The 16027-nt window shown below is 49.6% G+C and carries 12 protein-coding genes and 1 pseudogene; 6 read left to right on the forward strand and 7 right to left on the reverse strand.

All coding sequences use genetic code 11. The features are described 5' to 3' along the window. Positions 1–7: 7 nt before the first annotated feature. Both AC3RCL_RS14540 and AC3RCL_RS14545 read left to right on the forward strand, forming a co-directional pair. Positions 8–1819, forward strand: a complete 1812-nt coding sequence (locus AC3RCL_RS14540) for a DUF3658 domain-containing protein (protein WP_492535983.1) — start codon at positions 8–10, stop codon at positions 1817–1819. 82 nt (positions 1820–1901) lie between these two features. Then, positions 1902–2978: an acyl-CoA dehydrogenase family protein gene (locus AC3RCL_RS14545; protein ID WP_492535985.1), complete on the forward strand. Its 1077-nt coding sequence runs from the start codon at positions 1902–1904 to the stop codon at positions 2976–2978. 101 nt (positions 2979–3079) lie between these two features. Here AC3RCL_RS14545 and ureC read toward each other — a convergent pair whose 3' ends face one another. The 5 genes from ureC to AC3RCL_RS14570 all read right to left on the reverse strand — a co-directional run bounded on the left by ureC (position 3080) and on the right by AC3RCL_RS14570 (position 9367). Continuing rightward, positions 3080–4792: an urease subunit alpha gene (gene ureC, locus AC3RCL_RS14550; protein WP_492535987.1), complete on the reverse strand. Its 1713-nt coding sequence runs from the start codon at positions 4790–4792 to the stop codon at positions 3080–3082. After that, positions 4789–5433 (reverse strand): urease subunit gamma, encoded by a 645-nt coding sequence (gene ureA / locus AC3RCL_RS14555; RefSeq protein WP_492535988.1) that lies wholly within the window; start codon positions 5431–5433, stop codon positions 4789–4791. The genes ureC and ureA overlap by 4 nt, the downstream gene beginning before the upstream one ends. Positions 5434–5669: 236 nt before the next feature. Beyond that, positions 5670–6779 (reverse strand): Ger(x)C family spore germination protein, encoded by a 1110-nt coding sequence (locus AC3RCL_RS14560; RefSeq protein ID WP_192571965.1) that lies wholly within the window; start codon positions 6777–6779, stop codon positions 5670–5672. Next, positions 6773–7861 (reverse strand): GerAB/ArcD/ProY family transporter, encoded by a 1089-nt coding sequence (locus tag AC3RCL_RS14565; RefSeq protein ID WP_492535991.1) that lies wholly within the window; start codon positions 7859–7861, stop codon positions 6773–6775. Before AC3RCL_RS14565 ends, AC3RCL_RS14560 begins: the two co-directional genes overlap by 7 nt. A 6-nt stretch (positions 7862–7867) precedes the next feature. Then, complete coding sequence (locus AC3RCL_RS14570; RefSeq protein ID WP_492535993.1) at positions 7868–9367, reverse strand: spore germination protein; 1500 nt, start codon at positions 9365–9367, stop codon at positions 7868–7870. Between the two features lie 157 nt (positions 9368–9524). Here AC3RCL_RS14570 and AC3RCL_RS14575 point away from each other — a divergent pair, with 157 nt between their 5' ends. The 4 genes and pseudogenes from AC3RCL_RS14575 to AC3RCL_RS14590 all read left to right on the forward strand — a co-directional run bounded on the left by AC3RCL_RS14575 (position 9525) and on the right by AC3RCL_RS14590 (position 14548). Continuing rightward, entirely contained in the window at positions 9525–10307 is a 783-nt protein-coding gene (locus tag AC3RCL_RS14575) for a YqzG/YhdC family protein (protein WP_192571962.1), read from the forward strand. Between the two features lie 182 nt (positions 10308–10489). Continuing rightward, on the forward strand, positions 10490–12052 hold the full coding sequence (locus tag AC3RCL_RS14580) for an ATP-binding protein (RefSeq protein ID WP_145036283.1): 1563 nt from the start codon (positions 10490–10492) through the stop codon (positions 12050–12052). Between the two features lie 129 nt (positions 12053–12181). Next, positions 12182–13434 (forward strand): annotated as a pseudogene (locus AC3RCL_RS14585) (multidrug effflux MFS transporter). Between the two features lie 190 nt (positions 13435–13624). Then, positions 13625–14548 carry a VanW family protein gene (locus AC3RCL_RS14590; protein WP_228468992.1) on the forward strand — a complete coding sequence of 308 codons (924 nt, stop codon included), beginning with the start codon at positions 13625–13627 and terminating at the stop codon, positions 14546–14548. Here AC3RCL_RS14590 and AC3RCL_RS14595 read toward each other — a convergent pair. Both AC3RCL_RS14595 and AC3RCL_RS14600 read right to left on the reverse strand, forming a co-directional pair. Then, entirely contained in the window at positions 14545–15366 is an 822-nt protein-coding gene (locus AC3RCL_RS14595) for a cytochrome c oxidase assembly protein (protein ID WP_492535995.1), read from the reverse strand. The two genes, AC3RCL_RS14590 and AC3RCL_RS14595, sit on opposite strands and share 4 nt — an antisense overlap. 1 nt (position 15367) lies before the next feature. Continuing rightward, positions 15368–15862 carry a DUF2243 domain-containing protein gene (locus tag AC3RCL_RS14600; protein ID WP_492535997.1) on the reverse strand — a complete coding sequence of 165 codons (495 nt, stop codon included), beginning with the start codon at positions 15860–15862 and terminating at the stop codon, positions 15368–15370. Positions 15863–16027 lie beyond the last annotated feature (165 nt).

The following is a 16027-nucleotide window of genomic DNA, read 5'->3' on the forward strand; positions in this document are numbered from 1 at the left end:
GAATCAAATGAAATCGACTCAGAGTCATATCATTCGGCAAGCCCAAGACTTTGCTCGCGCCGTACACGAAGGGGATGCAAGCGGCCACGACTGGTGGCACGTTCAGCGTGTCACCCGCATCGCCCGGATACTGGCTCATCTTGAAGACGCCAACGTATACATATGTGAGTTATCGGCAGTCCTCCACGACGTAGCCGACGAGAAATTGAACGAATCGAAAGAAGCAGGATACGAGCGGGTTCGCCATTGGTTGGAGCAAGCCGGCGTAGAAGCATCTGATCAGGAGCGTGTGCTGGGGATCATCGGTACGATGTCATTCTCAGGCGGAACAGGGAGTGCTATGCAAACGTTGGAAGGCCAAATTGTCCAAGATGCGGATCGGCTTGATGCGATGGGGGTTATCGGAATCGCTCGTACTTTCGCATATTCCGGATGGAAAGGACAGAGTATGTACGATCCGTCTGTTCCACTCCGCGAGCATATGACCCTGAAGGAATATCGAAAGGGAAAGAGCACGGCCATTAACCATTTCTCTGAAAAGCTCTTGAAGCTGAAGGACCGGATGAATACCGAATCGGCCAAGCTGCTTGCAGATGGTAAGCATCAAAGTCTGGAGCTCTTCCTTGAGGCGTTCGATAAAGAATGGGCGATGGGGAATGAAGCCTACCTGCGGGAATCACCGATTCATCGAGGGAACGTATCGCGAATCCATATTGCCTTTGATGAGTCGACGGCAGGATCGCTCAGGATCATGCTGCTGTCGAAACCCGGTGAAATCGTAGTGACATTAGGCGATAATCTCATGGCCGGACCGCTTCCGAACGATCTTGCTTTCGCCCGTTCGTTCTCCGTCCGAAAGCAGTGGTTTGAGGAACGTTATAGCACCGCGCATGCGGAAGACAGGAAATTAACGATGCTGCAGGCAGCGTTCGCGTGGCTGACCTGGCCTCAGCAGATGAAAGAAATGCCATGCCTGATCTGGGCCGGCGATTCCGCGGCGGAACAGCTGGGCCTGCGAAGATTGTTGACCTTAATGCCGGACCATTCTGAGATGAGATTGGTGAATGCGACAAGCGTGCTTCATCAGCAAAATCCAAATCAATGGTTCAAAGGAACATTTGAAATGAACGCGAATCAGCTTCAGCATGTTCTGGACGAAGCCGAGCCGGTCCCATTGTCGCTGCAAGAGCAGGCTGGTTATCGCACAGACTGGGAGCGCCTTTTGAGCGAAGGCGGGTTCCTTCGGGTGCTTCAAGGTGATATGCTGTGCACCGTTCCAGAGTCGTACTACGATGAAGAAATTCTGAAAACCGTATACCGCCTTGAAGCCAGGCATGGATTCTTCAAGAAATCCGCTCGGGTCATTGGCGAGGTCATCGGACAGGGGGAATTAACCGTTTCCGACTTTTTCATCGAGTACCGCATACGTCATCTGATTCAGACAGGTGCTTTAGCTTACTCCGGCGAGCTGGATGCCATGCGGCACTACAGCGTCTCGCTTGTGGATGCATCGAGTCCAAAGGAGCAGTGGAGTCATGAACAACGACTGGCTAAGGCTGCGAAGCTGAAGTCGCTGTTAAGTGAAATGATGGAAATGAATCTTACGGAGACAGGCTTCATGGAGGAATTGCGGCAGTTAGATGCAGAAAGCCTAGGATTATCTGAATTGTCCGGTTCGGATGCCGTAAAGGGCAGCATGCAAACTGAAATCGATCAACTGTTGAGCACTTATGAGGATCATAGGATACAACGAGTGTCTTTGATGCGCTCCCTTGAAAAGGCGTTAATCCAGATCGAGGAAACGGCTCCTAAAGAATAGATTAATAAATTCATAGATTATGATTTCATAAAGAGCAGACGATCATTCTGAAAGAGAAATGATCACGGAAAGCGGTGGAGACATGGTATTTACGCAGCAAGAGATTCAAACCATAAGAGAACAAGCGCTTGGGATGGACAAGCATAGACAAGTAACTCCCGACGTGCTGAAAACCATATATGATCATCGTTTGTTTCACCTGTTTGTTCCCGACGAGCTGGAAGGAAGGATGACCCCTCTGCCGGATGCAACGCGTATCTTCCAAGAAAGTGCCCGCATCGACGGCAACCTGGGATGGCTGGTTACGATAGGAGCAGGCGGAGGATTCTTTGCCGCGCTGATGAGCTCGGATATCAGCCGCCGGGTATTTGCGCGCCGTGAAGCGGTGATTGCGGGCAGCGGCATGCCGACAGGTACCGCCAGACAGGTGGACGGCGGTTATATCGTGACTGGCAGCTGGAAGTATTGCAGCGGTTCTACTTATGCCACGACCTTTACGGCCAACGCAGTTGTTGAAAAGGGATCCACGCTACAAGATGCCCCTGGCGAGCCGACTGCAGATCAGGGCGAACCCGAGATCCGGTCCTTTATCATGAATCCTGACCAGATCGAAATCCAGCAGGATTGGAATGCCTTTGGCCTTCGGGCAACAGGGAGCCACACCATATCCGCTGTAGAGGCATTCGTTCCGGATGAGATGACGTTCTCGCTTACGGAAACGAAAGGGTATGGGGACGAGCCGATATATCGCTATCCATTCCTTCCGTTTGCTCAAGTATCCTTTGCCGGTGTTGCAGTCGGGATCGCGGAGCATTTCCTTGAAACGGCGGAATCGCTTGCGGTCAAGCGGGGGAGTTCCTCCCATGTGATCGGCAAGCTGAATGAGAATAAAGCGGCACTGCATCTATCGATCGCTGATTTTTATAAGTGGGTAGAAGCGTCATGGGCAGAGTTGATGGCTAACGGTGCCATATCGGATGCCACGGAGGCACATGTAACGGCCCAAAGCATCGAAACAGCCCAAGCAGCGTTATGCTGCGGCCAGCAGCTGTTTCCGCTGTTCGGTTTATCTGCTGCCATGGAAGATTCCGAAATCAATCGCTGCTGGAGGGATCTTCAGACGGCATGCTCGCATGCACTGCTGAGAAGCTATGAATAAAACGAACAACCATGAGCGGCAAGCCGAGCTGCTCATGGTTGTTCGTTTATATGTGGATTATCGCAGGTATACTTAATTACGCTTGCATGGATCTGTGGCCATTATACAAGGAAATAGCGTTGGGATAACGGCAGATGAGACGATGGGGCGCTTGTCAGCTTCTCGCCGTTAACGGTTACGGCGTAGTTCGCCGGATCGACCATGATTTCCGGTGTCTCCCCATTGTGGACAAGATCCGCCTTTCTCACGGTTCGGCAGTTCCTTACAGGCAGGAGCTGCTTACGCAATCTTAATGGATCCAGCGTCCCTAATTGCAGGGAGGCTTGGGAAACAAAGGTGGCGCTTAGCGCTGCCTGAGCGCCGCCATAGCTGCCGAACATCGGCCGATACATATACGGCTGCGGTGTAGCGATGGAAGCGTTGGGATCTCCCATGACGGCATGGACAATCATGCCGCTCTTCAGCACGATCTCCGGTTTAGCTCCGAAGAAGGCGGGTTTCCAAAGTACGAGATCGGCCATTTTTCCTACCTCGACGGAACCGACATAATCGGATATCCCATGCGTCATGGCCGGGTTAATGGTATATTTGGCGATATATCGCTTGATGCGGAAATTGTCCGATTTGGAATCCGGCCCGAGCGGACCGCGCTGCTGTTTCATTTTGTCGGCCGTTTGCCATGTACGGATAGCGACCTCACCAACCCGTCCCATTGCCTGCGAATCGGAACTGGTCATGCTGATCGCCCCGATGTCATGCAAAATATCTTCCGCCCCGATCGTTTCCGCACGAATCCGTGACGCGGCGAAGGCAACATCCTCGGGAATACGCGGATCCAGATGATGGCAGATCATCAGCATATCCAGATGCTCGTCAACCGTATTCACTGTATATGGCATGGTTGGACTGGTCGAGGAGGGGAGTACATTCGGCATGGAGGCAACCCGCAGCAGATCCGGTGCATGACCGCCTCCCGCACCTTCGGTATGGTAGGTATGAATCGCCCGGTCGTTAAAGGAGCGCAGGCTGTCTTCAACATAACCGGCTTCGTTCAACGTGTCGGTGTGGATATTGACCTGCACATCCAGTTCTTCGGCAACGCTCAGGCACTTGTCGATGACGTAGGGCGTGCTGCCCCAATCTTCGTGGATTTTGAGTCCAGCCGCCCCGGCATGGACTTGTTCGGCCAGCGCTTCCGGACGACTGCTGTTTCCTCGTCCCAGAAGTACCATATTGATCGGCAGTGCATCGGTCGCTTGCAGCATTCGCTGTAGATTCCATACCCCCGACGTACAATTGGTTGCCAATGTGCCCGTTGCGGGACCGGTTCCTCCGCCAACGAATGTAGTGATTCCGCTCTGGAGCGCGATTTCGACTTGCTGCGGACTGATGAAATGCACATGCGAATCCACGCCGCCGGCCGTTACGATCAAGTTCTCTCCGGAGATGACTTCCGTGCCCACGCCGATGATCATGCCGTCGGTGACACCATCCATCATAAGCGGATTACCTGCTTTTCCGATGCCGCTGATGTACCCGTCCTTAATCCCGATGTCCGCTTTCACGATTCCCCAGGTATCCACAATGATGGCATTCGTAATGACCAGATCCAGTGCCCCTTCCGCGCGGGTCGCGAGCGGATGTTGTCCCATGCCGTCACGTATCACTTTACCGCCGCCGAAGACGCATTCATCCCCATAAACGGTATAATCCTTCTCTATCTCAAGCCAGAGGGAGGTGTCGGCAAGCCTTACCCGATCCCCTGTCGTAGGTCCATACATGCTGGCATAGGTCGCGCGGTCGATTGTTGTCATAAGCTCACCATCCCATTGGTTTTTCCGTTCGTCAGACCTGCAAAACCATGAATTTCCTGGCTCCCGCCAATTTGAACAAGCGTCACCTTCGTGATTTCCCCGGGTTCGAATCTTGCCGACAAGCCGGAGGCGATATCGAGCCTGTATCCTTGCGTTCCGTTCCGGTCGAATAACAAGGCGGGATTGCATTCGTAAAAATGGAAGTGCGATCCTACTTGAATCGGACGGTCGCCGCTATTTGTAACCTCACGCGTAATGCGGGGCCGGTCCGGCACCAGCTGAATCGGCTCGTCTCTCAGGTCGTATTCACCTGCAACAATGCCTGACGGGGCCGTAGCGTCTTGAATCGGGTCATGAACGCTGACCAGCTTGGTGCCATCCACAAAGGTAGCTTCGACTTGAACTTCCCTGAGGAGATGGGCGACGCCGTCCATCACTTGATCCGCTGACAGCACATGACGGGCTTCCTCCATTAATTCGGCTACGGACTTACCATCACGAGCACCTTCAACAACAAAACCTGAAATGAGTGCGGCCGCTTCCGGGTAGTTTAATTTCAACCCGCGGGCTAGTCGTTTTTGCGCTAATTCCATTGCCAGAAAAAGCATTAATTTGTCTCTCTCCTGGTAAGTTAAATGCATCTTAGCCACTCCTTTTGCATTCAGATGTGTTAATATTCATAACATAAATAAGGTTTGACATCGATTGACCTGCTGTGCAAAGGTGTTTATTTTGGATAAATGTAGCATTAGACAAAGAAATAGTCAATATTAATGTTATAATACATAACATATAGCTCACGAGTTTTAACGAAACCTCATATGGAATCGATTTCTTTAGGCAATAAAAAAGACCCCGGTTGGGGTCTTTCCAAGTTTTATCTAAATTTCCCGTAATCTTTGATATGAACGTCAATCACGCATTCGACCTGCAGCTTTTGCAATTCTTGCCGCCAGTCCATCTTTTTCCATTGCTCATAGCCAATCCGGTTACGGACGTACCTGCCGATTCCGAGGCTGTCTATCTGATGTTGTTTCATGATCGAGATCATGGCATTTCCTTTTTTCGTGATATATTGGCTGATTCGCTGCTCCAGCTCATGCCGTTCGCGGTCATTGCTTAACCTGGCATCGCCGATGTATTCCAGTACGGACCCGGAAACCTTGACGTAAAACATCACTTTGTCAATGCCCTGGTCTCCGTGCACGACCTTGACTTTTCGTGAGCTGATCAATGAACTGAACATGACGACTTCTTTCTTGTCTTTAGGATCCTCCGATAGATCAATGTTAAGTTGACCTTCTCTGAACTTGCCCTTCAGAAAGGAGAAAATCAATGCATCCTGCGGCTCGATCTTAGCAACATAGCGATCATCTTTAAATAAAGCAATTCCGTTCGTCGTAATGTAGTTCTTGTCATGCTTCTTAATTATTGGAGCAACCGGATCTACGCCCTGATCGAAATAATCCCTGGCAAAGTTGAACAGCGTTACCTTGGGAATGGTCTGACCGAGCGCCTCCTTTTCAAGCAGCATGTCGATATACCGCCCTGTTCGCGGATGCTGCTTGTAATCGTCTATTAACAGTTCGCCGGCATTTCCTTCAACCACGCTTATTTTTACTTGAGATGATATGGAAGGATCCCTGTACAAGGTATCCAGATGTCCGTGCAGCCCCTGTTCCGCCATCGAAAGTCCGAACAGGACGTTCCTCAATTGCCCGCTTACCAGCAGCATGCCGGTTTGTCTGGACATAATCATCTTCGCTTCTTTGCTGCTCTTGGCCGTTGCCGTCAGCACTTCCCGCTTAGAGGTAGTTTCCGGGTCCGCTTGCGGAATGGAGACCGATATCGATAAATTGCCATCCGGCAGCAAGTCATAACTGGTCGTCTGGATGAACCCCAGATCTTCCAGGATGCGTTGATCGCCGCAGCCTGCTAGAGGAAGGATGCATAAGAGTAGGAACAAGCATGCATATTTTTTTAACATTGCGCATCACGCTGCCTTTTTCTGCGCTGCCACAGCAACAGCATAATTAGTATCAACGGCATGATGTAAGCAAACCCGATTTGGATGTAACCCAGAATCAGAAGCCACTCCCGGATTCGGTTCAATACGGAGGGTATGTAGGATATCAGCAGTGCTGCAAGAATGATAAAGAAATACTGCACATTCATCTTGATTTTTGGAAAGACACGTTGGGTGCTTTCGCCCGCTGCCCAGAAATAAAGCACTAGCGTAATGAGGGTCGTGAACAGGAAGAAGCCGTAAAAAAGATTCTCGATTCGCTCGATAAACGGAAGTTTGATATACGCCAGCAAATCCAGTAACGGGAACAGCATGACCTTCAGCATATCGCTGCCAACGACGCCAAACGAAACAAAGCCGAGGAGGGTATAGGATACCGAACGTATCAAATTTCCGTAGATGACGGCCCTGAACAATTTGGTTTTCTTATCGGTATAGGGAAACAACAGTAAGCATAACTCATAACCCAAGTATGCCAAATAGATTAGAAACATTCCTTCCAACATGTTGGAACTGTCTTTAAATATATAGGGGGTTAATCTTTCAATACGAAATTCCCCTGCATAATACAGCAGCAGCAAACTCATCCAAATGGTACACCAAAAAAAGACCGTGGAAGCTTTGGAGATATTGTACAATCCCTTGGTCAGCAGCATGAAAGCGAGGACATCGATTGCTATCTTGAATACCATCGGGTTGGTTGTCGGGAACGCAAACATCTGAAAGATCAGCACGTACTGCTTGGCGACGAGGCAGCCGATCAAAGCCCATACCGTACTGATCGCCAGATAGAAGGGGGCCAGTATGAACTTGGGAATGCTTTTCTCCAGAATGACGAATATCGACTGTCCTTCGCCCAGCCGATACACCCAGTACATCTGATAAATGTTCAGACAGACCAGGATGGATGCCGGGATCGTAATGAGCCATCCGTTTGTGCCAAAATATTGGGCCTCTACCTGCGTAATGCTGAATACGTAGACCCCCGTTTGAATCATGTAGATGAGGATCGCAGTGTGAAATTGGGATAGTTTTTCCTTCAAGTTGCCTCACCTTTTCATTTTTAATTTGACCTTGTTTTTGGCTTTGACTTGGGTAGGCCGCTTGGCCAATGTGGAAAAGGGAAGTCTTAGAAATACGTCTTTCCAGTCATACGGCTCGAATGGTGCGATGGGTGTTAGATAGGAGGAGCCGACACTCGTCAAGCCGCTTAAGTGAATGACCATATAGGCCAAGCCAAGCGCTAGTCCCATATTCCCCCACAAACCGGCCAATACGATAAGCCCGAAACGGAACAAGCGAAAAGATGCGCTCATCACATAGTTCGGGATGACAAAGGAAGCGATGGCCGAAGAGGCGACGGAGATGATCAGAATATTACTGGTTAATCCGGCTTGCACTGCCGCCTGGCCGATGACGATACCGCCTACGATACCGATCGTCTGTCCAATCTTGGTAGGCAGCCTGGCCCCGGCCTCCCGCAGCAGCTCGATCGTCGTTTCCATGAGCAGCGCTTCGAAAATGGGAGGAAACGGCACTTTGCTTCTGGACTCCGTCAGCGTAAGGATCAGATTCTCGGGAATCATTTCATAGTGAAACGAGGTAACCGAGACATATAGGGCCGTCAACGTCACCGTTATCAAAAGGGCTGCAAACCTTAGGAACAAGGTCGCCGTACCAATGCTCCACCTATGGTAATAATCGTCGGAAGACGAGAAAAATTCAAAAAAGTTGGCGGGCGCGGTAAAAGCAGTGGGACTTCCGTCCATAATTCCAACGACTCGTCCCGAAACCAGCTTGGAGGCAATGGTATCCGGCCGCTCTGAGGTCAAAAATTGCGCAAAAATCGAGTACGGATCATCGTCAATGCACTGGATCAGCATGTTTGTATCGTGAATGGCATCAATCTCTATAGCTTCGACCCGCTTTATTACTTCTTTGACGTATTTCTCATTCGCGATGTCCTGGATATACAGAACATAGATATCCGATTTCGTAACTTCGCCGACGGAAAGTTTGATGACCTTGAGATGAGAACTTTGCACTCTCTTGCGGATCAAAGACAGATTCGTATAGGCTTGTTCGGTAAACGCTTCATGCGGTCCGATAATGATGGATTCCGTTTCGGATTCAGCCACCGTCCGGGATGTCGGGAAAATAACATCGATCATGAAAGCTTGATCTTCATAATAAAACGCGGCCATACCGCTTAGAATACCTTCCACATAGGTTTTCGAATCCGTTATATGCTCATATTGTGATTGCTCCGTCAACAAATCGAGCGGGTTTTCGGAATTCAAAATGGGAGGAAGCAGATCCCGCTCCAGCCGATCCTCATTGACCAAATGGCTGAAATACATAACATGAAGGCGCCCGTGAAGATAGATCTTATGGACAAAGTCGGCCGAATCGTCAAACTGATCCGCGACATGCTTCAGCGTCAGCGAAACCTCTTCCTGGGGGTTGGGATCCTGTTGATTATATAGAGATGTGCTGGATTCAGAATGCTCATGAGTGACCAAAAAAATAGATTTTAATCTCTGTTTCATCCCCACGCGTACTCACCTCGGATTCAAACATAGTCCGTCACAGTGTGTGTATTTTTCAAAAGAATTATCCAACGAATCCCAAGTCAGGAATAAGAAGAGCGTCCGCGGGAATCTTAGGATCAGGCAAAGTCTGCCAATCTCTAGGAGGAGGAATAACATGCTGGGGACCCTTTTATTCGCTAGCATTTTGTCGCTCGGGGTCACACCCGTTAATGATCAGGCGACTATGGAATCTTCGGAGTTTTCGTTTCAGCAGGCTATTTTTGAAAGCGGTGCCGGGCTGGCAGAGGAGGCGATAAGGGCTTGCGAGAAGCGTTTCGGCAGAGAAATCCAGCTCCCGCCGCAAGTGCCTGCCGTAGCTTTTACGCATCAATATGGCCGTTGTTATGGCACGCATGCCGGACTTGACGAGCATTTGGAGATCCATTATCGAAACGAATTTAAACCCGAGAACGACTACAGGATCGAGTTATATCCCGTTGAGAATAGACAGCAGCTGGAACACCTATCGTTTCAAGCATTAGAATTGACGGAGCAGACAACCGCTAAATTCTACAAGGGTCCGCTCAATACGCTGCAGCTGTTGGTATTTGAAAAGGCGGATTGGCAATATCTCATAACTACAGCAAATCGAGCTTCCACAGAGATCGGACAGCGTGAACTGACCGAAATTGCGCAGTCTTTGATTCATGCCGTGAACAGAAGAGAGCCTGCTTATGCCAAGTGGGGAACCTTAGCCGTCACCGAAACCAAGCGGAAATATAATATGGACGTCGTGGATTATTTGTATATGGGCAGAACCAAGATATCCAGTGTTTTGGCGGAGGAGAAGTTCAAACTGTGGCTTAAGAAAGGGAACGTTGAATTCGGCGTGTATGTCACGGTTTCGTATCATCCGGTAACCGATCAGATTCTATCGATACGTTATGAGGAAATTTAGCTGAAAATAGCAATTGACGGCAGGAATCACGCCATTTTCAGGAAAAAATAAAGGGCGGCTTTGTTGAAAGTGGTGTTTTCCTGCTGTTCAGACGCATGTATATGGTGTACCATATTTGGTGGAACTTGCCTCGTTGATTTCTACAATATGCGCCAGTAATAGCGATTTAGGAGTGATTCGCTTTGTCGTTTTTAGTCCTTAAGCTCCTATTTGTTCCCTTGATATCGATTTTTATCATGGTATCGTCGGTCTATCTCGGTTATCACACGTCCATTCCTTTGATGCTGCTCACGGCAACTTTGTTGTACGTATCCGTTGTTTTTGATCGAAAGTACGAATGGCTTCGTTATGTTCATTTTCTGTTTCTTGGGGCGTTTCACTATGTAAGTCAATTAAACTGGTGTATCCTCCTGTATTACATACTGATCATTAATACCATTCATAACAAAGAACGATTTAAGGAAACGATGCCGCTGTGCTTCCTGATCATTCTTCAGTATTCCTTAATCCGTCTGACTTACGTGCCGTTAACGAAATACAATGTTCTGGTCTCCGTGTTTGATTGTTTGGCTTCCTTTGTGATTGTGATTTCATTTCATTTTGTTAACTTTCTGGAATCGGAGAAAAAGAAATTATATAAGCAGAACGATTACTTAACGTACCATGATGCATTAACCGGTCTTCTGAATTATGACGGGTATTTGCATAAAGTCCAGCAGCTCATTGAGGTGAACAAGCCGTTTCAACTGGTGCTGCTCGATATCAACAACTTTAAATCGTTAAATGCAAAGGACATTTCCACCGCAAATGAGATACTGATCAGATTCTCGCGTGCTCTGCGGAGATTGTTCCTGAACGACATGCTGGCCGCCTCGCGCTATGCGGGAGACCGCTTTGCCGTACTGCTACCGGAGCATGTCAACATCGACAGCACCATGTTCAATTTTGAGCATATCGGCGTACAGGTGACGTATAGCATTACTTGCTACCCGCACGAAGCATTAACGTATCAGGAGATCATCAGCACGGCGGAGGACCGGATTTTTCAAATGCGCCGCAATTCCTGGATGAGAAGCCAGGAGGAGATGATCCGTACGGAAAAAATGAAGATGGTGGGGGAGCTCGCTGCCGGAATGGCCCACGAGATACGCAATCCGCTGACTTCGATTAAAGGCTTTATACAGCTTTCCAAAAATCAAAGTTATAATATACAGCCCTGGTATGAGGTTATCATGGGGGAAATCACGCGGGTAGGGGAGCTGACGGCTGAATTTTTACATTTTTCAAAGCCGCATGCCAGCAATATGAGGGTTGAGTCCCTATCGGATTGCATGACGCGCGTTTACTCCTTATGTGAATCCGAAGCGGCCTCGCACGGACATGTGTTTCTGCTCGACTTAAGCGATGAGCCGATCCAAATCGTGATGGACCGGGACAAGATCATCCAGGTACTGATCAATCTGATTCGTAATTCCTTCCAGGCGATGGAAAACACCGGTTCCGTTCGAATCTCGCTTAAAGCAGAAGAGGGGATGGCCGTTGTTCAGATCGAGGATACCGGCAAAGGGATCGCTGATGAAAATCTTGCCAAAATTTTCGATCCGTTCTATACGACCAAGGAAGAAGGGACGGGGCTCGGGTTGTCCCTTTGTCAGAAAATTGTAGAAGATCATGGCGGGAGAATTACGGTACATAGCGAACTGGGCATTGGCACAACGTTTACTTTGCGCATGCCCCTGTCCTAGTAAAAATGGTTGGTAATATCCAAAAAAATAACCTATGATAGGATAGTTGCTTAGCAAATCAAGATGGATTGCCAGCAGCATATCACCCATGCATCAATGTGTTGCAAGAGAAAGGAAGTATCTGTCAGTATGTCGATTTCCATCAAAGAAACCGGTTCAGCCATGGTCCTGACTCGCGGAAAGAGGCTGCAGTTTGCCTTGATTCTCGGATCCCTATCGGCATTTGGACCGCTCTCCGTTGACATGTATTTGCCTGCACTGCCTAAACTTTCGGAAAGTTTAGGGTCACCGGCATCGTTAGCCCAATTAAGCTTGACGGCATTTTTGCTGGGCCTGGCGCTTGGACAGCTCGTAGCCGGGCCGCTCAGCGATATACGGGGGAGAAAAGCACCGCTGATCATATCCCTGATTATTTATTCGGTCACCTCCTTACTGTGCGCATTTGCACCGACGATTTGGGTTCTGGTTGCGCTCCGCTTCGTGCAGGGAGCCAGCGGAGCAGCCGGCATCGTCATATCCAGGGCGGTCGTGCGGGATTTATACACCGGCTCGGAGCTGACCAAATTTTTCACTTTACTGATGCTGATCAACGGATTGGCTCCAATTATCGCTCCTGTATTCGGTGCCTTTATTCTGAATTTTGTATCTTGGCGTGGCGTATTCGTCGTCCTGTTTTTGATTGGATTGCTGATGCTGCTTGCCGTATGGTTTGGTCTTCCGGAAACGTTGAACAAGGAGTATAGAGCCAGCGGCGGGATCAGGCAAACCTTTCAAACCTTCGGTACGCTGGTTCGGGATCGCGTGTTTATCGGATATGCGCTCTCCCAAGCGTTCGTATCGGCCGCGATGTTCGCGTATATCTCGGGATCGCCCTTCGTGCTGCAGGATATCTTCGGGGTGTCTCCTCAAACGTACAGCCTATTCTTTGCCGTTAACGGGGTTGGTATCGTACTATTCTCCCCCAAATTACCGGGAGGTTGGCTTCCCGCACAGGAGAAACCAAACTTCTGACGACGGGACTTGTTATTGCAGCCTTTGGCGGCACATCGCTGCTTGCCATTACATGGCTTGGCGGCGGACTGTTTCTCATTGCGCCGATGCTGTTCCTGATCGTCTCTGCCGTAGGGATGGTTAGCGCAACGACTACATCCCTGGCGATGCAGAAGCAGGAAGCCCATACTTCAGGCAGTGCATCTGCATTGCTAGGCTTGCTGCCTTTGCTCTTAGGCGCCGCCGCAAGCCCTCTTGTCGGGCTTGGAGACGGAACGACGGCAGCTCCTATGGGCACCGTCATCGGGATCGCGGAATTACTGGCCGTCAGTTCGTTTCTGTTTCTCGTCATGCCTATTAGCCGCAGGAAAGAGACACAAGTCTCTTTATAAAATCGTACTTTTGCAAAGAAGCCCGCACGATGAATGTGCGGGTTTCTTATTGTGGTTAAGGAAACAATTCTGAATGAATTACCTAGAATGCAATCATAATACCAAAGAGATGTGTAAACGGGCATAGCAGGAAAAACGCACGAAGACGAGGAAAACACAAAGATAAAGCAGGTGAACCCACTTGAAATGGATGTCGGTCATTAGCCTACTGTTCATGCTCCTGCAAGGGACTGAACCGGAGAACGACAATTTAACGATTACCCAGGAAGGCAAAGTCATGGAAAGCGTGAATCGAAGCGAACATGCGCTTGATGTGTTCCCGCTGCTGGATATGGACAAATACGATCAATGGGTGGATAAACTTGATCGCAAGACCTATATGGAAGCCCGAAATGCCAAGATAGGCAGCAGCGGCCAGATCGTTCCGGGTCAGAACGGCCATCGTCTGGACCGACGCAAGCTATTGGAACAATACTACTCATATTGGTACGGCACCGGGGCTTCTTCCATCGAAGCGCCGAGGTATCCGATATATCCGAAAGTGGACACCGAGCTTCTGGCTTCCATTCGCGTCAAGCCGATCGGCTACTATGTAACCTATTTTAATTCCAATAACAAAAATCGTTCCCATAACATCGCGTTGGCTGCTCAAGCGATTGACAGCGCAGTCGTATTCCCCGGGGAAACGTTCTCGTTCAATGAGGTCGTCGGCATGAGAACGGTGGACAGGGGGTACAAACGTGCCGGCGTGATCGTAAGAGGCGAATTGTCCGAAGGAGTGGGGGGCGGAATCTGTCAGGTTTCTTCGACGCTGTATAATGCGATTGACCGTGCAGGTTTGCAGATTGTGAAGCGCTACTCCCACAGCCGGAACGTCCCTTACGTGCTGCCTGGTCGAGACGCTACGGTTAGCTGGGGAGGCCCGGATTTTGTCTTTGAGAACGCCTATAATCAACCCATCCTCATTCGGGCATTCGGGAACGGGGGAAGAATGACCGTAGCTATATACTCTTCGGAACTCATTGAATATAAGCCGCGCAATGTACCGAGCATATCCAACAGCCTGCCGGAGGAGACCAGCGACACCAAGCATAATCCGGTAAGCGGCGATTAATCCGGGATTGGATGAAACGATGCCGGTCGCGGACGGGACGACCTATACCATTGCATGCACATCCACAACACGAGAACGAGATCCACGGCATCGCCGCCGTAATACATCAGCATTCCACCAAGCTTTGCCTGCTCGAAAGGAACGCCGTCGGGCGGATGGGCATATAAGTATTTGGAGAGTATCCCGTGTCCCGCCATGGCAATGATCAGGATGAACGCACGAAGCCGAAAGCTTCGGCGGTAGGGAACCACATCCACGTAGATCAAAGAAACCGTAAATAGATATCCGGCTGCAAACACATGAAAATGAACGGCTATATGAAGAATTAGGCTAGAATGCATGGCCGTGAACAACCCGGTGGTGTAGAGGATCCATAAGCCGCCGATATTCAACAAAGCGGCCACCAATGGATGTGAGATACAGTGGACGAGCTTGCTCTTAAGCAATCGGCTTATCTTTCTAGCGAACAGCACGTTGATTGACCGAAGCAGAAGCGTCATTGGAGCTGAAAACGCAATCAGCAGCGGCCCGAGCATGCCGAGCAGCAGATGCCCAAGCATATGCACCGGGAAATTCGCAGGGGCAAGCCGGGCCAACGGGCCAGCCAGCGATAAACCTATGCAGGTCAATCCCGCAATCCAGCAAACATAGCGATGGGCAGGCCATATGCGGTGGCGTCGGTTGGAAACCGCAGCAGCTGTCCAATAGAGCAGAATTAGGCCAGCGAGGAAGAAACTCAAAATCCATTCCCAAGGGTGCCATACAGCAGCGCCTTCGAACATTCCGGCACCATGATGATGAAACGAATGGCTACTCATCTTAGGATGCGGCCTTCCGGGAAGGGACGCGGTTTCGAGTTCGTGCAATGAGTATGATGCCAGCGATGATCATGCCGGCAGCAATCAGATTCCAGACCCAGTCGTAGGGTCTTATATCGACGTAATAACGAATCTGATGCAGTCGCATCCACTTGTGCTGGATGATGCCGTCGTACAGCTGGAAAGAGCCACCGCCTAACAGAATGCCTCCAATCCATCGTTTAGCCCAAAACGCGTTCCTTCGGTGCAGATCGGCAATCAGAAACGAGGAGCCGATGGTAGCAAACCAGCTGAACGCATGAAACAGACCATCAGAGACAAGGCCGATATCGCTTGTAGACTTATCGTAGAAATGATGCCAATGCAGCAATTGGTGAAATACTACCTCATCGATAAATCCGACCAGCCCTAACCCGAACAAGATGCCGGCCCATAGGTTGCGTTCGGCGTAGTTTGAGCGCTGTGTTTGATTTTCATGGGTTTTAGAAGACTTCATTCGTCTCATCCTCTTCCGTTATAAAATTCTGAAGTCCATCGTTTTACAAAGTGATACTTTCTAAGTTTACCCATTATTACCATATCAATAACTTAAACACCGGGTGGATAAAACGAGTGATATATATTATTCGCTTCGGTAAAGGACTAAAGCTCGTTGTTCATT

The sequence above is a fragment of the Paenibacillus sp. MT86 genome (genome assembly GCF_058792535.1).